Origin of the sequence: Streptomyces chartreusis, from assembly GCF_008704715.1 — a bacterium.
GTDB lineage: Bacteria > Actinomycetota > Actinomycetes > Streptomycetales > Streptomycetaceae > Streptomyces > Streptomyces chartreusis.
Genome location: NZ_CP023689.1, coordinates 1,894,551 through 1,914,382, shown reverse-complemented (window position 1 = coordinate 1,914,382; position 19,832 = coordinate 1,894,551). Strand labels below are relative to the sequence as shown.

General features: G+C 71.6%; 16 protein-coding genes. 7 read left to right on the top strand and 9 right to left on the bottom strand.

Going from position 1 to position 19,832, the window contains the following annotated elements; translation table 11 throughout:
- Positions 1–43 precede the first annotated feature (43 nt).
- Both CP983_RS07930 and CP983_RS07925 read right to left on the bottom strand, forming a co-directional pair.
- Positions 44–664 (bottom strand): DedA family protein, encoded by a 621-nt coding sequence (locus tag CP983_RS07930; protein WP_107908034.1) that lies wholly within the window; start codon positions 662–664, stop codon positions 44–46.
- A complete protein-coding gene (locus CP983_RS07925) occupies positions 661–1,434 on the bottom strand; it encodes an MBL fold metallo-hydrolase (RefSeq protein ID WP_107908035.1) in 774 nt (257 codons plus the stop codon). Before CP983_RS07925 ends, CP983_RS07930 begins: the two co-directional genes overlap by 4 nt.
- An 84-nt stretch (positions 1,435–1,518) precedes the next feature.
- On the opposite strand from CP983_RS07925, the gene CP983_RS07920 reads away from it, so the two are divergent.
- The 6 genes from CP983_RS07920 (at position 1,519) to dnaK (ending at position 9,770) form a co-directional block, all read left to right on the top strand.
- Complete coding sequence (locus CP983_RS07920) at positions 1,519–1,926, top strand: hypothetical protein (protein ID WP_030961912.1); 408 nt, start codon at positions 1,519–1,521, stop codon at positions 1,924–1,926.
- Between the two features lie 223 nt (positions 1,927–2,149).
- The gene (locus CP983_RS07915) at positions 2,150–4,180 is read left to right on the top strand and encodes a phage holin family protein (RefSeq protein ID WP_189748592.1); all 2,031 of its coding nucleotides are present in this window, start codon (positions 2,150–2,152) and stop codon (positions 4,178–4,180) included.
- A gap of 102 nt (positions 4,181–4,282) precedes the next feature.
- Positions 4,283–5,344, top strand: coding sequence for an ATP-binding protein (locus CP983_RS07910; protein WP_126900335.1), 1,062 nt, complete (start codon positions 4,283–4,285; stop codon positions 5,342–5,344).
- The gene (locus CP983_RS07905) at positions 5,341–7,152 is read left to right on the top strand and encodes a vWA domain-containing protein (RefSeq protein WP_150499082.1); all 1,812 of its coding nucleotides are present in this window, start codon (positions 5,341–5,343) and stop codon (positions 7,150–7,152) included. Before CP983_RS07910 ends, CP983_RS07905 begins: the two co-directional genes overlap by 4 nt.
- 65 nt (positions 7,153–7,217) lie before the next feature.
- Positions 7,218–7,646 (top strand): OsmC family protein, encoded by a 429-nt coding sequence (locus CP983_RS07900; protein WP_030946875.1) that lies wholly within the window; start codon positions 7,218–7,220, stop codon positions 7,644–7,646.
- Between the two features lie 231 nt (positions 7,647–7,877).
- On the top strand, positions 7,878–9,770 hold the full coding sequence (gene dnaK, locus CP983_RS07895; protein ID WP_150499081.1) for a molecular chaperone DnaK: 1,893 nt from the start codon (positions 7,878–7,880) through the stop codon (positions 9,768–9,770).
- On the opposite strand, the gene narI is transcribed toward dnaK, so the two are convergent.
- The 6 genes from narI to CP983_RS07865 all read right to left on the bottom strand — a co-directional run bounded on the left by narI (position 9,767) and on the right by CP983_RS07865 (position 18,192).
- On the bottom strand, positions 9,767–10,489 hold the full coding sequence (narI, locus tag CP983_RS07890) for a respiratory nitrate reductase subunit gamma (RefSeq protein WP_125526347.1): 723 nt from the start codon (positions 10,487–10,489) through the stop codon (positions 9,767–9,769). The genes dnaK and narI overlap by 4 nt on opposite strands.
- Positions 10,486–10,980 carry a nitrate reductase molybdenum cofactor assembly chaperone gene (narJ, locus tag CP983_RS07885; RefSeq protein WP_107908039.1) on the bottom strand — a complete coding sequence of 165 codons (495 nt, stop codon included), beginning with the start codon at positions 10,978–10,980 and terminating at the stop codon, positions 10,486–10,488. The genes narI and narJ overlap by 4 nt, the downstream gene beginning before the upstream one ends.
- Positions 10,980–12,614 (bottom strand): nitrate reductase subunit beta, encoded by a 1,635-nt coding sequence (gene narH / locus CP983_RS07880; protein ID WP_107908040.1) that lies wholly within the window; start codon positions 12,612–12,614, stop codon positions 10,980–10,982. The genes narJ and narH overlap by 1 nt, the downstream gene beginning before the upstream one ends.
- Positions 12,614–16,306, bottom strand: a complete 3,693-nt coding sequence (locus tag CP983_RS07875) for a nitrate reductase subunit alpha (protein WP_150499080.1) — start codon at positions 16,304–16,306, stop codon at positions 12,614–12,616. The genes narH and CP983_RS07875 overlap by 1 nt, the downstream gene beginning before the upstream one ends.
- Before the next feature lie 148 nt (positions 16,307–16,454).
- Complete coding sequence (locus CP983_RS07870; protein WP_125526343.1) at positions 16,455–17,270, bottom strand: SAM-dependent methyltransferase; 816 nt, start codon at positions 17,268–17,270, stop codon at positions 16,455–16,457.
- Positions 17,271–17,331: 61 nt separating this feature from the next.
- On the bottom strand, positions 17,332–18,192 hold the full coding sequence (locus tag CP983_RS07865) for a helix-turn-helix domain-containing protein (protein ID WP_176574787.1): 861 nt from the start codon (positions 18,190–18,192) through the stop codon (positions 17,332–17,334).
- 273 nt (positions 18,193–18,465) lie between these two features.
- Here CP983_RS07865 and CP983_RS07860 point away from each other — a divergent pair, with 273 nt between their 5' ends.
- On the top strand, positions 18,466–18,891 hold the full coding sequence (locus CP983_RS07860; protein WP_150499079.1) for a hypothetical protein: 426 nt from the start codon (positions 18,466–18,468) through the stop codon (positions 18,889–18,891).
- On the opposite strand, the gene CP983_RS07855 is transcribed toward CP983_RS07860, so the two are convergent.
- Entirely contained in the window at positions 18,873–19,703 is an 831-nt protein-coding gene (locus CP983_RS07855; RefSeq protein ID WP_150499078.1) for a helix-turn-helix domain-containing protein, read from the bottom strand. The two genes, CP983_RS07860 and CP983_RS07855, sit on opposite strands and share 19 nt — an antisense overlap.
- Positions 19,704–19,832 lie beyond the last annotated feature (129 nt).

Here is a 19,832-nt window from a genome sequence, read left to right as displayed (position 1 = left end):
CTCCCCCGATCCACAGCTCGCAGCAGGCTACCGATGCCACGGCTCACTTGGCGGAGCGAACCCGCCGCCACAGACTCGGCGCCACACTGATCAGCACGGTCAGCGCGACCGCCGCCACCACGCCCTCCCACGGCTCGCTGAACAGCGAACCACCGAGGATCCCGATCAGCTGGTACGTCACCGCCCACGCCAGACAGGCCGGCAGGTTCCCCCGCGCGAACCGTCGCATCGTCCACTCCGCCAGCAGACAGGCCAGCATCACCGGCAGCCGGCCCGCCGGTACCAGCCGGGACAGCACCAGCACCGCCACCCCGTGCTCGGCGAGCTTCTCCTGGGCCTGTGCGAGCCGCTCCTCCGGCGCACGGGAGCGGATCGCCTCCAGCCAGCGCGAACCGTTCTTCGAGCCGAGGCCGCGCCGGCCCAGCCAGTACAGCGTCACATCGCCCAGGAACGCGGCCGTGGACGCCGTCACGAACACCAGCGCCAGCGAGAACGGCGCCGTCTGGTGGAACGCCACCACCGCCGCGGAACTGACCAGCGCCCCCGTCGGCACGATCGGCACCAGCGCCCCGATCAGCACCAGCAGGAACAGGGTGGGATAGCCGATCGCCTGCTGCGTCGACTCCGGCGTCACCGTCGTCGTGGCGGCGGCCAGCACCGTCACCTGGCCACCTCCAGGCGCACACTCTCGCCGTGCGCGAGCCGGTGCACCGATACGCCGGGCGTGCGCTCCGCCGCGAGGCGCGCGAACTCATCGCCGGGCGCATGGAATTCATGGGGGCGCACGGCGTCCATGCCGATCGGCCAGTAGGTGCCGTAGTGCACCGGCACCGCACTGCGCGGCGCGAGCCGGGCCAGCGCCTCCGCAGCACGCCCCGCGTCCAGGTGCCCCTCCCCGAGATACGGCCCCCAGCCGCCCACCGGCAGCAGCGCCACGTCGACCGGCCCGACCTCCTCCGCCATGTCGTCGAACAGGCCGGTGTCCCCGGCGAAGTACGTGCGTACCTGGCCCTCGATGACATAGCCGAGGGCGGGGGAGCGGTGCCGTCCGACGGGCAGCCGCCGCCCGTCGTGCCGCGCCGGAACGGCCCGTACGGCCACGCCGCCCACCGTCGTCACATCGCCGGGCGCCATCTCGGTCACCCGTAGATGGGTGAGCCGGCGCAGACCCGGGACCGCGCCCGGCGCACCCCGGGGCACGAGCAGGCGGGTGTCCTCGGGCAGCCCGGCGAGTGAGGGAACGTGCAGGTGGTCGGCGTGGAGGTGGGAGACGACGGCGACATCGGCGCGCCGGGAGTCGGGCGCAGGGAGCGCACCCCGGCGTCGGCGCAGGTGCGCGAGCCGGCGTGCGAACAGAGGGTCGGTGAGGATGCGCACGTTCGAGTCCTCGACCGTGCAGGTGGCGTGACCCCACCAGGTGATCTCCACCGGCACTTCTTTGCCTCCTTCGCGCGACTCCCCGAAGCGTACGGGCTGGAGTAGGGTCGGCGGCGAAATCCGGAGGTGAGGGGGGACGCCATGGGGCCATCCATAGTGCGCGTCACGGCGATCGCCAGTCTGACGCCGCTCGAAGAGCTGGACGCCGACCCCTTCCTGGTGGACTCCCGCAGCCAGCACGCCATGTGCACGCGCTGGGCCGCCGAGCACGGGTACTTTGTCGCGCGTGAGCTCCTCGTACGGGGGCTGCGGGCGGACCACAGCGTGCTGTGGGAGGGCGTGCGGCCCGGCCTCGATCTGTTCGTGGCGCCCAGCCGGAGGGTGCTGGAGAGCGCGCTGTCGTCCGTCGAGGAGTTCACCGCGGAGTGCGCCCGGCGCGGGGTGCGGGTGGAGACGGTGGGGCGGGCCGAGCCGTTGTACGACGCGCAGATGAAGGCCCGGGTGCATCGGCGGCTGTCGATGCCCACGGCGGGGTACGACGGCCGATAGGCGGGTCCCCTGTGGCGCCGGGTCGTGTCGTGTTTCGGCTGCGGCGCCGTCGGGGCTGGTCGCGCAGTTCTCCGCGCCCCTTTCAGGGGCGCTGCCGAACCCGGCGTTGTGCGAGGCTGGGGGCGTAAAGGCCCGTTTCGGGGCGGTGGGCCGGACGTGAGGTGGGCTGGGCGTGCGTGGGCGTTGGCGGCGGGTTGCCAGTCAGGTCGGGCGGAGCGTGGCCGTGTGGGCGGTCTCGACCGTCACCATGCTCGTGCTCGCCGGGATCCTGCCGGACTTCCAGCTCCAGTCGGCCGACGACGAGAGCACCACCCGGCTCGCCATGACCGCGGCCCTCGGCGCCGGTGCCTTCGGTCTGCTCTCCGCGCTCGTCTGGCCCCTGCTCGTACGGCTGCTGCTGCTCGTGCCCGCGCTCGTGCTCGGCCTGCTGGTGTTCTTCCTGAACGGCTCGCTGCTCATCGTCGCCCTGCGCCTGGTGCCCTCCGGCGACAGTGAGGCCGCCCCAGAGACCGCCGTCATCGTGGCCGCCGTGATGTCCGCCGTCGCCTCCGCCACCGGCGGTGCCCTGGCCGTTCGTGACGACGACGCCTACCGGCGCCGGCTGTACCGACTCGCCGACCGGCGGCGCCGGGCCCTGCCGCCCGGCCCCTCCAGCCCCGGCACGGTCTTCATGCAGCTCGACGGCGTCGGCCACGACCTCCTGCTCGCCGCCGTGGGCAAGGGCCTGATGCCCACCGTCGCCCGCTGGCTCGGGGAGGGAGCCGGTGCGGGCCGGCGCCCCACCCACCGGCTCACCGCCTGGCGCACCGACTGGTCCAGCCAGACCGGCGCAAGCCAGCTCGGCATCCTGCACGGCAGCAACCACGACGTCCCGGCCTTCCGCTGGTACGAGAAGGCGGCCCGCGAGGTGATGGTCTGCAACCGTCCCACCAGCGCCGCCGAGCTCCAGCGCCGCGCCATCGACCGCACCGGCGACGGCGGACTGCTCACCGCCGACGGCGCCAGCCGCGGCAACCTCTTCAGCGGCGGCGCCGACGAGCAGGCCCTGGTGCTGTCCATCGCCACCAAGCGGCGCGACCGCCGCAACCGCTCCCGCGCGGGCTACTTCGCCTACTTCTCCGACCCGGCCAACGCCGTGCGCACCGCCCTGTCCTTCATCGCCGAGGTCGGCCGGGAGATCGGCCAGGCGACCCGGGCCCGCGCACGCAAGGCCAGGCCGAGGGTCTCCCGCGGCGGTCTCTACCCGTTCGTGCGGGCCTTCGCGACCGTCGTCGAACGGGACGTCGTCGTCGCCGCGGTCATGGGCGACATGTTCGCCGGCCGCACCGCCGTCTACGCCGACCTCGTGGCGTACGACGAGGTCGCGCACCACTCCGGGCCGTTCGGCCGCGACGTCGAGAAGGTCCTCGAACGCCTCGACCGGGCGCTGGCGTTGATCGAGAAGGCCGCCGAGCACGCGCCGCGGCCGTACCGGCTCGTGGTGCTGTCGGACCACGGCCAGAGCCCCGGCGAGACCTTCCGCGCCCGCTACGGCCTCGGCCTCGGCGACCTGGTGCGGGCCGGCTGCGGGCTGCCCGTGCCGCGCAGGGCACGGCGCACCCACAGCGGCGCCGAGGCCCGCGCGGCCGTGCGCGCCGCGCTGCGCCGCCCCGTCGAGGAGGGCGGCGAGCAGCACCGCCCCTCGCGCCGCCGCTCCGAGCCGATCGTGCTGGCCTCGGGCAATCTCGGCCTGGTGTCCTTCCCGGACGTGCCGCACCGGATGACCAAGGAGGAGATCGACGCCCGCCACCCGGCGCTGCTCACCACCCTCGCCAACCACCCCGGCATCGGCTTCCTGCTGGTGCGCAGCGAGCGGCACGGCGGGGTCGTGCTCGGCGCGTACGGCGCCGAGATCCCCCTGGACCGGCTGGACGACGATCCGGGCCCGCTGGAGGTCTTCGGACCGGGCGCCGCCGACGCCGTACGCCGCACGCACTCCTTCCCGAGCACCGCAGACATCATGGTCAACTCCGCCTACGACCCGGCCGACGGCGAGGTGCTCGCCTTCGAGGAGCAGATCGGCTCGCACGGCGGGCTCGGCGGCGCGCAGGGCAGGCCGTTCCTACTGTCTCCCGTCGCCCTGTCCGCGCCCGTGGACGACGGGCAGGACCTCGTCGGCGCCGAGCAGGTGCACCGGGTGCTGCGGCGCTGGCTGCGCGAGGCGAACGGGCCGCAGGTGCCGGTGGAGGCGGAACCGCAGGAGCGGGCCGCCTGAAAATCGAATGACGAGCGCAACCATCAATTGAGAACCTCGACGGACAGCAACCACATCCGCGAGAGCGGCGCCGGTTTAGGCGCAAAGAGGGGAGCCTCTGCGTTGCAGGCTGCAGTCACCGTCACGCCCACCCGTATCCCCGAACTGCTCCTCGGCCTCGCCACCGTGCGGCCCGTGTTCATCTGGGGCGCCCCCGGCATCGGAAAGTCGTCCCTCGTCAGGGACTTCGCCGCGTCGCTCGGGCTGGAGTGCGTGAGTCTGCTCGGTACGCAGCTCGCGCCGGAGGACCTGATCGGCGTGCCGCAGATCCGCGACGGACGCTCGGTGTTCTGCCCGCCGGAGGCCATCGCCCGCGACGAGCCGTACTGCTTGTTCCTGGACGAGCTGAACGCGGCCACGCCCGATGTGCAGAAGGCGTTCTACTCGCTGATCCTGGACCGCCGTATCGGCAACTACGAACTGCCGAAGGGCTCCATCGTCATCGGCGCCGGCAACCGCGCCACCGACAACGCCCTCGCCCGGCCCATAGCGTCCGCGCTGGTCAACCGGCTCACCCACGTCCACCTGGAGGCGTCCGCCAAGGACTGGCTGACCTGGGCCGCGAACAACGGCATCCACCCGTGGATCCTGGACCACCTCACCGACCGCCCCGACCACCTGTGGTCCAAGCCGCCGAAGACCGAGGAGCCGTTCTCCACGCCCCGCTCCTGGCACATGCTCTCCGACGCGCTGCACTCCTTCGGCCGCGACCTCGACGAGGAGACCCTGAAGGTCCTGGCGCACGGCACGCTGACGCCGACGCACGCCACCGCGTTCTGCGGCTACGTCAAGATCGTGCGCAGCCAGTACGGCATCGAGGCGATCATCAAGGGCGACGCCGGCTGGCCGCACGGTATGCAGGACCGTGATCTGCTCTACTACCTCGCCGAGTCCTTCCGCGGCCGTCTGATCAAGGAACTGCCGGTCAGCAAGGACCACATGTCGGCGGCCGCCCGGCAGACCGCGTACCGCGCCAAGTCGCTGCTGGTGCAGCTCGCGGAGATCTCCGTCGAGGTCGCCCAGAGCGTCATCGCCTCCGACACCGACGGCAATCCCGTACTGCCGGCCTGGTTCCTGGTGGAGGCCGCGCGCGACATGCCCCGGCTGGTCGAGGCGCGGCGATGAGCCGCGGCGGCGGCCAGAAGGGCGGCAAGGGGCAGAAGAAGCGGGACCTCGCGGCGGAGGCCTTCGCCGAGGGGCTGCGGCTGGTGCGCGCCAACCCGGCACTCGCCGCCGTGGAGTTCACCGTCTGCCGCCACGAGAGCTGCGAACAGGCCCCGCGCGACGGACTTCTTCGCGTCGACTCCGACGGCGTCCTGCACGTCCACCCCGCCCGGCTCGCCGAACCCGCCACCTGGGCCTGGGCGATCGCGCACGCCGTCCTGCACCTCGGCTTCGGCCACGTCCCCTCCAGGAAGGGCGTGCCCGTGCAGCCCGACCGCGCCGACCTCGCGGCACGGTGCGTCGCCGTCAACCGCTTCCTGCTCACCTTCCCCGTCGGCAAGGCCCCGGAGGACCTGCCGCTGACCTACCCGGCCGGCGACGAGGAGCAGCTCGCCGCGCCCTGGCGGCGCGACGGCGTCCCGGCCGCGTACGAGCGCTGCGGCACGGCAGGCCCTGAGCCCGACCAGCTCCTCGTGGAGTGGACGAGCTGGTACGGATCCCCTCCGGACCACCAGCTGGCCTTCGCCACCGCGCTCACCCGGACCGTCTCCACCGCGATGGACATGGCGGGCGGCCGCCGCGACTCCATGGTCGGCGAGCCCGTCAAGAAGCGGCCCTGGCAGTGGGCGCTGGAGTGGTTCATCACCTCCTACCCGCTGCTCGGCGGCATCGCGGCCGGCATCAAGCTGGTCGCCGACGCCGAACTCGCCCGCGCCCACGGCATCGCGGTGGCCGCCGTCAACGCGGAGGCCGGCGAGATCTACATCAACCCGCTGCGCCAGTTCGAGCCCGAGGAATGGCGGTTCATCCTCGCCCACGAGATGCTGCACGCCGCCCTGCGCCACGGCGACCGCTGCGGCACCCGCGACCCCTACCTGTTCAACGTCGCCTGCGACTACGTCATCAACGGCTGGCTGCGCGAGATGCAGGTCGGCGAGATGCCCCAAGGACTGCTGTACGACCAGGAGATGACGGGCCTGTCCGCCGAGGAGGTCTACGACCGGATCGCCGGCGACCTGCGCCGGATGCGCCGTCTCGCCACCCTGCGCGGCAAGGGCGTCGGCGACGTCCTCGGCGCCCCGCTCGGCGCACCCGGTGACTACGTCGACCTCGACGAGTTGTACCGCCGGGGCCTGTGCCAGGGCCTGGACCTGCACCAGCAGCACGAGCGCGGCTTCCTGCCCGGCGGCCTGGTCCAGGAGATCCGCGCGCTCAGCCATCCGCCGCTGCCCTGGGACGCCCGACTCGCCCGCTGGTTCGACGAGTTCGTGCCCCGCCCGGAACCGGTGCGGACCTACGCCCGGCCCTCGCGCCGGCAGGCCTCTACCCCCGAAATCCCGCGCGCCGGACGCTACTTCCCGCCCGAGGAGATCGCCCGCTGCACCTTCGGCGTCGTCCTGGACACCTCCGGGTCCATGAGTGCCGGCCTGCTCGGCAAGGCGCTCGGCGCGATCGCCTCGTACGCCGAGGCCCGCGACGTCCCGGCCGCGCGCGTGGTGTTCTGCGACGCGGGACCGTACGACGCCGGGTACGTGCCGGTCACCGACATCGCCGGACGGGTGCGGGTGCGGGGCCGCGGCGGTACGGTCCTGCAGCCCGGGATCGACCTGTTGCTGCGTGCGGACGACTTCCCGCCCGGGGCGCCCGTCCTTGTCATCACGGACGGCTGGTGCGACGTGCTGCGGGTACGGCGAGAGCACGCGTACCTGATTCCCCCGGGCCGTCGACTGCCGTTCACCCCGCGTGGGCCGGTCTTCCGGGTGAGTTGAGCCGGAGTGTGATCGGATGGGGGACACGGACCCCGGAAACGGGCCCCCATGCGAAAGGAAGAATCGTGGCTACCACGCGCTCCGCACACACCGTCTGGGAAGGCAACCTGCTCGAGGGCAACGGTGTCGTCAACTTCGACTCCTCCGGTGCCATCGCCGCGCAGCCGGTCACGTGGGCCTCGCGCTCGCAGGACGCGAACGGCAAGACCAGCCCCGAGGAGCTCATCGCCGCCGCGCACTCCAGCTGCTTCTCCATGGCGCTGTCGCACGCCCTGAACGGCGCCGGTACGCCGCCCACCAAGCTGGTCACCTCGGCCGACGTGAACTTCCAGCCGGGTGAGGGGATCACCGGGATCCACCTCACGGTGGAGGGGACGGTGCCCGGCATCGACAACGACGCGTTCGTCGCCGCCGCGGAGGACGCCAAGAAGAACTGCCCGGTAAGCCAGGCGCTGACGGGGACGACGATCACGCTCTCGGCCAAGCTGGCGTAGCGCTCCGCGAGGAGCCGCGACAGGTCGTCGTGCGGCTGCGGCGCCGTCGTGGCCTGTCGCGCAGTTCCCCGCGCCCCTGGGGGTTGCGGCCCTTCGGGCCGCCCCCCAGTGCCTGAGCGGGCGCTCAGCCCTCGTTTGGCACCCGCCCCCCGGGTCACCCGCCCCATTGACAAGAGCCCACTCAAGTTTTGTGCTGGAGTTCAAGAGGTGCCCTGGCGGAAGGGGACAGTGATGGCACGCGCGGTCGGGATCGATCTCGGGACCACGAACTCGGTGGTCGCCGTTCTGGAGGGCGGCGAGCCCACTGTCGTCGCCAATGCGGAGGGGGCCAGGACCACACCGTCGGTCGTGGCCTTCGCCAAGAACGGCGAGGTGCTCGTGGGGGAGGTGGCCAAGCGACAGGCGGTGACGAACGTCGACCGCACCGCACGCTCCGTGAAGCGCTACATGGGCGACGGGAGCTGGCGCTTTCCCGACCAGGGCGACATCGACGGCACCCGCTACCGGGCCCAGGAGCTGTCGGCCCGGGTGCTCCAGAAGCTGAAGCGGGACGCCGAGGCGTATCTCGGCGAGGACGTCACCGACGCGGTGATCACCGTCCCCGCCTACTTCGACGACGCCCAGCGGCAGGCCACCAAGGAGGCCGGGGAGATCGCGGGCCTGAAGGTCCTGCGGATCATCAACGAGCCCACGGCCGCCGCCCTCGCCTACGGCCTGGACCGCGGCGAGGAGCAGACCGTGCTGGTCTTCGACCTCGGCGGCGGCACCTTCGACGTCTCGCTGCTGGAGATCGGCGACGGCGTCATCGAGGTCAAGGCCACCAACGGCGACACGCACCTCGGCGGCGACGACTGGGACCAGCGGGTCGTCGAGTACCTGGTGAAGAAGTTCAAGGGGCAGAACGGCATCGACCTCGGCAACGACAGGATGGCCGTCCAACGGCTGCGCGAAGGCGCCGAGAAGGCCAAGATCGAGCTGTCCAGCTCCTCCGAGACCACGATCAACCTGCCCTACATCACCGCCTCCGCCGAGGGCCCCCTCCACCTCGACGAGAAGCTGACCCGCGCCCAGTTCCAGGAGCTCACCGCCGACCTCCTCGACCGCTGCAAGACCCCCTTCCACCAGGCCGTCAAGGACGCTGGCATCAAGCTCTCCGCGGTCGACCACGTCATCCTCGTCGGCGGCTCCACGCGGATGCCCGCCGTCACCGACCTCGTGAAGGAACTCACCGGCAAGGACCCGCACAAGGGCGTCAACCCCGACGAGGTCGTGGCCGTCGGCGCGGCCCTCCAGGCCGGCGTCATCCGCGGCGACGTCAAGGACGTCCTCCTGCTCGACGTCACCCCGCTGTCCCTCGGCATCGAGACCAAGGGCGGCATCATGACGAAGCTCATCGAACGCAACACGACGATCCCGACCCGGCGTTCGGAGATCTTCACGACCGCCGCCGACAACCAGCCCTCCGTCGGCATCCAGGTCTACCAGGGCGAACGCGAGATCGCCTCGTACAACAAGAAGCTCGGCGTCTTCGACCTCACCGGTCTGCCGCCGGCCCCGCGCGGGGTGCCGCAGATCGAGGTCGCCTTCGACATCGACGCCAACGGGATCATGCACGTCTCCGCGAAGGACCTCGCGACGGGCCGCGAGCAGAAGATGACCGTGACCGGCGGCTCGGCGCTGCCGAAGGACGACATCGACCGGATGATGCGGGAGGCCGAGCAGTACGCCGAGGAGGACCACAAGCGCCGCGAGGCCGCCGAGACCCGCAACCAGGGCGAGCAGCTCGTCTACCAGACCGAGAAGTTCCTGCGCGAGAACGAGGACAAGGTCCCGGCGGAGACCCGGGCCGAGGTCGGGTCGGCGATCACGGAGCTGAAGGAGCAGCTGGAGCAGAACGCCGAGACGAACGTCCTGCGCACCGGCATCGAGAAGCTCGCCACGGTCAGCCAGAAGATGGGCCAGGCGATGTACGCCCAGTCCCAGCAGACCCCCGCCGACAGCTCGGCCGACGCCGGCACCGGCACCGGCACCGAGCAGGGCGCCGCGCAGGACGACGACGTGGTCGACGCGGAGATCGTCGACGACGAGAAGGACCAGCGGGACCGGAAGGGCGGGGCCGCCTAGGAGCCCGCCTTCTCCCAGCCGCGCCGCTCCGGCCGCGGCCCCAGCTGCTCGGGGTCGCGGCTGCGGTACACCAGGTACGGCCGGAACAGGTACTGCACCGGCGCGCTGAACATGTGCACCAGCCGGGTGTACGGCACCAGCGCGATCAGCGCCATGCCGACCACCGCGTGGATCTGGTACAGCACCGGCACGCCCGCCATCCGGTCCAGGTCCGGCTGGAGGGTGAACAGGCTGCGGGCCCAGGGGGCGATGGACTGCCGGTAGTCGTAGCCGTCGCCGGAGACGTGGGTGAGCTTGGCGACCATGCCGAGCACGATCGCGCCGAGCAGGACGACGTACATCAGCTTGTCGTTGGCCGTCGTCGCCCGGAACACCGGCGCGTTCGTGCGGCGCCGGTAGATCAGCAGCACGATCCCGGCGACGGTCAGGGCGCCGGCCGCGGTACCGCCGTAGAGGGAGAACAGGTGGTAGGTGTGCTCGCTCACGCCGAGCGAGTCCGTCCAGGACGCCGGGACGAACAGGCCCACCAGATGGCCGACCAGCACGAACAGGATGCCGTAGTGGAAGGCGGGCGAGGCGATGTTCAGCAGCCTCGACTCGTAGACCTGGGAGGAGCGGGTGGTCCAGCCGAAGCGGTCGTAGCGGTGCCGCCAGAACAGGCCGGCGACCAGCAGGGCGAAGGTGACGTAGGGCAGGACGCCCCAGAGCAGCGTGGTCATGGACGCACCCCCGTGCGTTCGGTCGGCAGTGTGGCGCACACCGCGTCCAGGACGGACGCGTACGGTGTGCCGAAGTCGGTGAGCCTGGAGCGGAGCTGCTCCAGGCACTCGCGGTGCTCCAGCAGCAGATCGTTCTCGCCGGTGCGGGCCGCGAACTCCAGTACCGCGGGCAGGAAGTCGGGCAGTTCCTCGCCCGTGAACTCCAGGCCGTGGGCGCGGTAGACCTCCTTGAAGCGCAGCAGCGACATGCCGCGCCGCCGGGTGTCCCCGTCGAGCCACCAGGTCAGATACAGGCTGTGCCGGTTCTTGAAGTCGAAGACCTGGACGTAGTGCGCGGCCAGTTCGTCCGGCGGCGTGACTGCCGCGTGGTCGGTGAACTCCCGCAGCTGCGGGGCGGCTTCGCGCAGCAGCGGCAGGCGCGCGCGGAAGTCGTCGTCCGGATAGGTCAGACAGAGTGCGGCCGCCTGGTAGAGCACCTCGAAGGACGGCATCACGCCTCCTCGGTGTCGGCTGTGCGGGTGGGTCCGGCGGCGTCGGCCGCGTCGTCGGAGGTCTGGCGTCTGCGCAGGACGTGGAAGTTCTCGACCGGCATCAGCGGCAGCAGCTTGCGGCCGCCGGAGTCCTGGCCGAAGGGGCCGTCCCCGCCCATCCCGGGCCCGCCCTCGTAGTCGAGGCTGCACCCCTGCGGCAGCGCCGACTCCTCCAGACGCCGGGCATCCGCGACCGCCGCCGTCGGAATGACGTACCGGTCCTCGTACTTGGCGACCGCCAGCAGCCGGTACATGTCCTCGATCTCCCCGGCCGCCATCCCCACGGCGTCCGGAACCGAGGGATCCGGTTCCTCGCCGAGGTTGATCGCCCGCATGTGGGAGCGCATCGCGGCGAGCTTCTCCAGCGAGGAGCGGACCGGGCCGATCGCGCCTGCCGTGAACATCTCCGCCAGGTACTCCAGCGGGATGCGCAGCGTGTCGATCGCGCCGAACAGGTTCCCGGCGTCCTCCCCGTCGTGCCCGGTCTCCGACAGCGCGTCCACCACCGGCGACAGCGGCGGGATGTACCAGACCATCGGCATCGTCCGGTACTCCGGATGCAGCGGCAGCGCCACCCGGTACTTGCTGATCAGCGCGTGCGCGGGCGAGCGGCGCGCCGCCTCCAGCCAGTCGTAGGGGATCCCCGCCTCCTCGCACGCCCGCCGCACCTCGCGGTCCTCGGGGTCGAGGAAGACACCCAACTGCGCCTCGTACAGGTCCCGTTCACGCGGGACGGAGGCCGCGGCCGTCACCCTGTCCGCGTCGTACAGCACCACCCCGAGATAGCGCAGCCGGCCCACGCACGTCTCCGAGCAGACCGTCGGCAGACCGACCTCGACGCGCGGATAGCACATCGTGCACTTCTCCGCCTTGCCGGTGGCGTGGTTGAAGTACACCTTCTTGTACGGGCATCCGGTCACGCACATCCGCCAGCCCCGGCACCGGTCCTGGTCGACCAGGACGATGCCGTCCTCCGCCCGCTTGTACATCGCGCCCGACGGGCACGACGCCACACAGGACGGGTTCAGGCAGTGCTCGCAGATCCGCGGCAGATAGAACATGAAGCTCTGCTCGAACTCGAACCGCACCTTCTCGGACGCCTGCGTGCGCGTGCGCTCCACCATCGGGTCGAGGTCGCCGTAGGCGGGGGCGCCGGCGAGGTTGTCGTCCCAGTTCGACGACCACTCGATCTTCATCGGCTTGCCGTCGAGCTGCGAGATCGGCCGGGCCACGGGGTAGTCGTCGCCCAGCGGGGCGTCGGTGAGGTTCTTGTAGTCGTACGTCCAGGGCTCGTAGTAGTCCTTGATCTCCGGCAGTTCGGGGTTGGAGAAGATCCCCGCGAGCTTGCGCAGCCGGCCGCCCGCCTTCAGCTTCAGCGCGCCGCGCCGGTTCAGCTCCCAGCCGCCGCGCCAGCGCTCCTGGTCCTCGTAGCGGCGCGGATAGCCCTGGCCGGGCCGGGTCTCGACGTTGTTGAACCAGACGTACTCCATGCCACGGCGGTTGGTCCACGCCTGCTTGCAGGTGACCGAGCAGGTGTGACAGCCGATGCACTTGTCGAGGTTCATCACCATGGCGATCTGGGCCATCGGACGCATCAGTACTCGACCTCCTGGCTGCGACGGCGGATCACCGTGACCTCGTCGCGCTGGTTGCCCGTCGGGCCCAGATAGTTGAACGCCCAGGACAGCTGGGCGTAGCCGCCGACCAGATGGGACGGCTTGAGGATCAGCCGGGTCAGCGAGTTGTGGATGCCGCCCCGCCCGCCGGTGGTCTCCGTCTTCGGGACGGCGACCGTGCGTTCCTGCGCGTGGTGCATGTAGACGGTGCCCTGCGGTATCCGGTGCGAGACGACGGCCCGTGCGACGACCACGCCGTTGCGGTTGACCGCCTCGATCCAGTCGTTGTCGGCGACGCCGATCGCGTCCGCGTCCTGCGGGGACATCCAGACGTTCTGGCCGCCGCGGGAGAGCGCCAGCATGAACAGGTTGTCCTGGTACTCGGAGTGGATGGACCACTTGTTGTGCGGGGTGAGGTAGCGGACCGTCACCTCCCGCTGCCCGTCCGGGCCGAGCCGCGGTTCGCCGAACAGCTTGTTCATGTCCAGCGGCGGCCGGTACACGGGGAGCGCCTCGCCGAGCTCGTGGATCCAGTCGTGGTCGAGGAAGAAGTGCTGGCGGCCGGTGAGGGTGTGCCACGGCTTGAGGTGCTCGGTGTTCAGCGTGAACGCGGTGTAGCGGCGCCCGCCCGACTCGCTGCCCGACCACTCCGGCGAGGTGATCACCGGCACCGGCGCGGCCTGGGTGTCCGCGTACGTGGTCCGTCTGCCCTCGTGCTCGGCCGCCAGGTGCGCCATCTCCTGCCCGGTCCGCTCCTTAAGGGTGCGGAAGCCCTGGGTGGCCAGACGGCCGTTGGTGGTGCCGGACAGGGCGAGGATGGTGTTCGCCGCCTTCACGGCCGTGTCGAGCAGAGGGCGCCCGTCAGCGGTCTCGCCGTTCAGCAGCCGCAGGTCCTCGACCTCCTCGTCCGGCCGGAGCGTGATGCCCTTGGCGGGCAGGCCGAGTCGCTCCGCCAGCGGGCCCAGCGAGGCGAACTTGGCGCCGATCGCGGTGTAGTCCCGCTCCACGACCGTCAGGTTCGGCATGGTCCTGCCGGGCACCGGATCGCACTCCCCGCGCCGCCAGTCCAGGACCACCCCGCCCGGCTGGGCGATCTCACCCGGGGTGTCGTGCTGGAGCGGCGAGGCCACCAGGTCCTTGCGCACGCCCAGATGGTCGACGGCCAGCTCGCTCAGCCGCTCCGCGAGCGCCTTGAACGCCTCGAAGTCGGTGCGCGCCTGCCACGGCGGATCCACGGCCGGGGTGAAGGAGTGCACGTAGGGGTGCATGTCCGTGCTGGACAGGTCGTGCTTCTCGTACCAGGTGGCGGCGGGCAGGACCACGTCCGACAGCAGCGTCGACGACGTCTGCCGGAAGTCCAGCGACAGCAGCAGGTCGAGCTTGCCCTCGGGCGCCTCGTCGTGCCAGGTCACCTCCTTCGGCCGGACGTCCTCGGGGGCCTCCTCGGCCTGGAGCGACGACTGCGTGCCCAGCAGATGCCGGGTGAAGTACTCCGCCCCCTTCGCCGACGAGCCCAGCAGATTCGCCCGCCACAACGTCACGATCCGCGGCCAGTTCTCCGGCGCGTCCGGGTCCTCGCAGGCGAACTTCAGGGTGCCGGCGCGCAGTTCCGCCACCACCCGCGACACCGCGTCGCCGAACACCTCGCCCAGCTCCAGCGGATTGCGGTCGAAGGTCGGATACGACGGCATCCAGCCCACACGCGCCGACAGCGCCAGACAGTCCGCGCCCGTCATCCCGCGAAAACGCCCCGCGCCCAGCGGCGAGGCGAGCACATCGGCCGTGAACCGGTCGTAGCGCCACTGGTCGGTGTTGAGGAACCAGTACGCCGTGCCGATCATCTGGCGCGGCGGACGCGACCAGTCCGACGCGGCGGCGAGCGTCGCCCAGCCGGTCACCGGACGGCACTTCTCCTGGCCCACGTAGTGCGCCCAGCCGCCGCCGTTGCGGCCCTGGCAGCCGGTGAGCTGGAGCAGGGCGAGGAAGGCGCGGTAGATCGTCTCGGAGTGGAACCAGTGGTTGGTGCCCGCGCCCATCAGGATCATGCAGCGGCCCTCGGACCGCTCGGCCGTGCGCGCGAACTCCCGCGCGATCCGCACGCACTTGGCCGCCGGGACGGAGGTGTGCGCCTCCTGCCAGGCCGGAGTACCGGGGGAGTCGGCGTCGTCGTACGACGCGGGCCAGCGGCCCGGCAGCCCCGGCCGCGCCACCCCGTACTGGGCGAGCAGCAGATCGAAGACCGTCGTCACCAGCGGGCCGTCCGCACCGCCGAGCTTGGTCACCGGGACGCCCCGGCGTATGACGTCCCCGCGGCCCTGCCCGTGCGGCCCGCCCTCGGTGTCGAAGCGCGGCAGCAGCACCTCGACGCCGGCGGACACCTCACTGCCGTATAGGCTCAACTTCGGTCGCACGTCGCCCAGTTCGAGGTTCCAGCGGCCCTTGCCCGACTCGGTCCAGCGGAAGCCCAGGGAGCCGTTCGGGGCGACCGCGCGACCCGACACCTCGTCCAGCACGACCGTCTTCCACCCGGCGCCCTCGTCCTCCTGCCCCAGGTCCGAGGCGCGCAGGAACTTCGCGGGGACGTAGGCGCCGTCCCGCTCCTCCAGGGTGACCAGGAAGGGCAGGTCGGTGAACCTGCGTACGTAGTCCGCGAAGAACGGCGTCTCGCGGTCGACGAAGAACTCCTTGAGCACGACGTGCCCCATCGCGAGGGCCAGCGCGCCGTCCGTGCCGGGGTGCGGATGGAGCCACTCGTCGGCGAACTTGGCGTTGTCGGCGTAGTCCGGCGCGACCACGACGACCTTCTGGCCCCGGTAGCGGGCCTCCGCCATCCAGTGCGCGTCGGGCGTGCGAGTCACCGGGACGTTCGAGCCCCACATCATCAGATACGCCGCGTCCCACCAGTCGCCCGACTCGGGGACGTCGGTCTGGTCGCCGAAGACCTGCGGGGAGGCGACCGGGAGATCGGCGTACCAGTCGTAGAACGACAGCATCGGGGCGCCGATCAGGGAGTGGAAGCGGGCGCCCGCCGCGTGCGACACCATCGACATCGCCGGGATGGGGGAGAAGCCGGCGATGCGGTCGGGGCCGTGGGTCCTGATGGTGTGCACATGTGCCGCGGCGACCATCTCGATCGCCTCGTCCCAGGTCGCCCGCACCAGGCCGCCCTTGCCGCGGGCCTGCTGGTAGCGCCGGCGGCGCTCCGGGTCGCCCTGGATGTCCGCCCAGGCCAGGACCGGGTCGCCGAGGCGTTCCAGCGCCTCCCGGTACATCCCCAGGAGCACACCGCGCACATACGGGTAGCGGACCCGGGTGGGGGAGTAGGTGTACCAGGAGAACGCGGCGCCGCGCGGGCAGCCGCGGGGCTCGTACTCGGGACGGTCCGGGCCGACCGACGGGTAGTCCGTCTCCTGGGTCTCCCAGGTGATGATGCCGTCCTTGACGTACACCTTCCAGCGGCAGGAGCCCGTGCAGTTCACGCCGTGCGTGGAGTTCACGACCTTGTCGTGGCTCCACCGGTCCCGGTAGAACGCGTCCGCCTCACGGCCGCCCGTCAGCGCGATGCTGTGAAGATCGGACGCGGGCGTGCCGGGCCGGAAGAACCTGCCGGCCTTCAGCAACGCCGCACCCGGCTCGGCGGGCGGGGTGGGCGGTACCCGGGTGTCGGTCACGGACGCTCCCTACGTTTGCCCCTAGGGCCTGTCTGACAATTCCCGCCTGCCCCGCCCTCCGGGCGGACGACGGGAATTGTCAGACAGGCCCTAGTCCCGAACCTAGGGCGGGGCGCGGGAGCGCACCCGTTCACGGCACCCGTACGGGTCAGGGCTTGCGGGCGACCCCCGCGTAGACGGGCACGATGCCCTCCGCCTGGGCCGCCACGTCCGCCGGCTCGGGGCGCCAGCCGTATACGGGGATGACGCCCGGGCCGAGCAGCTCCAGACCGTCGAAGAAGCGGGAGAACTCGGCGAGCGAGCGGGGGAAGAACGGGGTGCCGCTGCGCCGGAAGTGGTTCGCCGCGTGCTCGATGGCCTGCGGGCTGAGGTCCGGCGTCACCTGCGACAGGATCAGGTGGCTGCCGGGGGCGAGCGCGGCGACGTACTTCTCCAGCAGGCCGTACACGTCGTCGCCGTCGGGGTCGTCGCTCAGGTAGTGGGTCAGCGCCACCAGCGACAGCGCGATCGGCCGGTCGAAGTCCAGGGACTCGCGGGCCCGGGCCAGCAGCGCGTCGGCGTCCCGGACGTCGGCGTGCACGTACTCGGTGCTGCCCTGCGCCGACCCGTGCAGCAGCGCCTCCGCGTGCCGCAGCACGATCGGGTCGTTGTCGGCGTACACCACCCGGGACTCCGGGGCCACGCCCTGCGCCACCTGGTGCAGATTGGGCTCGGTCGGGATGCCCGTGCCGATGTCCAGGAACTGGCGTGTCCCGGCCTCGGCGGCCGTGCGCACGGCCCGGTGCATGAACCGGCGGTTGGCGCGGGCGCCGCGCAGGACCGTGCCGTCCACGGCGAGGATCTTCCGGGCCAGCTCCTCGTCCACCGGGTAGTTGTCCTTGCCGCCCAGCCACCAGTCGTAGACACGGGCCGGATGCGGCCGGCTGGTGTCGACGCGGGCGGGCACGGACTCGGATCCGGACATGCGCGGTCTTCTCCTCGGAGTCGATTGCCTGGACGGTCCGCTGCCCGGACGGTCCCCTGTCTCAGCAGTCCTCGCGGCGCTCCCGCAGGATCTTCTTGGTGCGCTCGGCGGACGCGGCGGCCGTCGACATGTGGTCCAGCACCTCCAGATGCGCCGCGACCTCCTTGCGGGAGTCCAGATACAGCGCGCCGCTCAGATACTCGGTGTAGACCATGTCGGGCAGCTCCGGCTCGGCGAACCGGAACAGGGTGAACGGCGCGTACGTGCCGGGGTGCGGGCCGGAGGCGAACTCGGCGATCTGGAGCGTGACCCGGTCGCGCTCGGCGAACTCCAGCAGCTTGTCCAGCTGTTCGCGCATCACCTCGCCGCCGCTCACCGGACGCAGCAGCACCGTCTCGTCCATGATCACCCACAGATGGGGCGGGTCCTGGCGCTCCAGCAGACGCTGGCGCTCCATGCGCAGCGACACATGCCGCTCTATCGTCTCCGGCCCCGTCTGCCCTATCGTCCCCGCCTGCAGTACGGCGCGGGCGTACTCCTCGGTCTGGAGCAGACCGGGCACGAAGTGCGGCTCGTAGGACCGGACGATCCGGGCGGCGCCCTCCAGGCTCACGTACAGGCTGAACCAGTCCGGCAGCACGTCGTGGTACCGCTGCCACCAGCCCGGCTGATTGGCCTCCTCGGCCAGCGAGACGAACGCCTCCGCCTCGTCCTCCGGGACGCCGTACGTCTCCAGGAGCACCTGCACGTACGGGATCTTCAGCGCGACCTCGGCGGTCTCCATGCGGCGTACGGTCGCCGCGGTGACCCGCAGGGCCCGCGCGGCCTCCTCGCGTCCCAGTCCGGACGCCTCGCGCAGTTCCTGCAAGCGTTTGCCGAGCACCACCTGGCCCACGGTGGGTGCGGGCCGCCGCTCACTCACGCCACGCCTCCCCTACGCGCCGAAGTACGGGGTGCAGTGTGCCACGTTCCGGTTAGCCGTGGGGTGGTCGGTGTGTGGTGTGCGGGCTGCCGGTCCGTCGTGGTTGCCCGCAGTTCCCCGCGCCCCTGAGGGGCGTTGTCATTACCCGGCAGGTAATCGACCCGTCCGCTTCTCCGCGAGACCTTTGACCCACCGGATTCCGGGCCGGCGCACTCCGGTCCGGGATCCGGGTCCTGCCGCACGCCACTCGACCTCGACGGAGGGTGATTCGTCATGTCCGCCACCTCGCTCACCGCTCTCGCCCGGACCTCCGACCCGCAGACCGTGCTGCGCCGCTTCCTGGCCCTGGACGCGGTGGTGACCGGGGCGAACGGGCTCGCCTACCTCGCCGTGTCCGGTCCGCTCGGGCGGCTGCTGGGCGTCGAGTCGTCACTGCTGCTCGCCCTGGGCGCCTTCCTCGCGGTCTACGCCGGTGCCGTCGCGCTGCTCGCCTCGCGGGCCCGGCCCGCGGACCTCCCGGTGCGTGCCGTGATCGAGGCCAACCTCGCCTGGACGGTACTGAGCCTCGTCGCGCTCGCGCTGTGGCTGTCGCCGACCACGGCGGGCGCGGTGTGGACCGTGCTGCAGGCGCTCACCGTCGCCGGGTTCGCCGGGTTGCAGTACGCGGCCCTGAGGATCCGTCAGGGCAGCAGCGACTGAAGGTACTTGACCGTCGCCGGGTCGGCCGGGAGCAGCGTCTCGATGGCCAGCTCGGCGACGGTCACGTCCATGGGCGTGTTGAACGTGGAGATGGACGAGATGAACGACAGGACGCGCCCCTCGTGCTCGATCTGCATCGGCAGCGCGAAGTACGGGACGGGCTCCTCCGGTTCAGCGCCGGGCACGTCCTCCGGCACCGGGTAGGCCGCGACCTCCTCGTACAACTCCCGCAGCGGCTCGGAGCGGTGCAGGGCGATCTGCCGCTGCATCTGGGCCAGGAGATGGCCGCGCCACTCGCGCAGATTGCGGATGCGTGGCGCGAGACCGTCGGGGTGCAGGGTCAGCCGCATCGCGTTGAGCGGGGGCTGGAGGAGGTGCTCGGGGATGTCGTCGAGGAGCATCAGGATGCCCCGGTTGGCGGCGTGCACGTTGTACATCGCGTCGACCACGAGTGCCGGGTAGGGCTCGTAGCCCTGGATCAGCTGCTCCATGCCGGCCCGCAGCGCGTCCAGCGCCGGGTCGTCCAGCGGGGTCTCCGGGTAGCGCGGGGCGTAGCCGGCGGCCAGCAGCAGCGCGTTGCGCTCGCGCACCGGCACCTCCAGGTGCTCGGCGAGCCGCAGCACCATCTCCTCGCTGGGCCGGGAGCGGCCGGTCTCGATGAAGCTGATGTGCCGTGCCGAGGAGTCCGCCCGCAGCGCCAACTCCAGCTGGCTGACCCGGCGTTGCTCCCGCCAGGCCCGCAGCAGGGGGCCCACGCCCTGGCCGGTGGGGGCGGTGACGCGGGCGGCGTTGCCGGACGGGACGGAGGTCATGGGTACGACGGTAGCCGAGGAGCGCGGAGAACGGCCGGGGCGGGCGCGGCGGTGATCGTCGACGGCTCGGGGCGTGCGGCACCGGCCCAGCGGGAACCCCTCTGACCAGGACCGCCGCACCCATGCTGT

Coding starts and splice junctions, on each gene's coding strand:
- CP983_RS07905 (WP_150499082.1), top strand. CDS start 5,341: ATGAGCCGCGGCGGCGGCCAGAAGGGCGGCAAGGGGCAGAAGAAGCGG.
- CP983_RS07855 (WP_150499078.1), bottom strand. CDS start 19,703: ATGACCTCCGTCCCGTCCGGCAACGCCGCCCGCGTCACCGCCCCCACC.
- narJ (WP_107908039.1), bottom strand. CDS start 10,980: ATGCCGTCCTTCGAGGTGCTCTACCAGGCGGCCGCACTCTGTCTGACC.
- CP983_RS07860 (WP_150499079.1), top strand. CDS start 18,466: ATGTCCGCCACCTCGCTCACCGCTCTCGCCCGGACCTCCGACCCGCAG.
- dnaK (WP_150499081.1), top strand. CDS start 7,878: ATGGCACGCGCGGTCGGGATCGATCTCGGGACCACGAACTCGGTGGTC.
- CP983_RS07920 (WP_030961912.1), top strand. CDS start 1,519: ATGGGGCCATCCATAGTGCGCGTCACGGCGATCGCCAGTCTGACGCCG.
- CP983_RS07870 (WP_125526343.1), bottom strand. CDS start 17,270: ATGTCCGGATCCGAGTCCGTGCCCGCCCGCGTCGACACCAGCCGGCCG.
- narH (WP_107908040.1), bottom strand. CDS start 12,614: ATGCGTCCGATGGCCCAGATCGCCATGGTGATGAACCTCGACAAGTGC.
- narI (WP_125526347.1), bottom strand. CDS start 10,489: ATGACCACGCTGCTCTGGGGCGTCCTGCCCTACGTCACCTTCGCCCTG.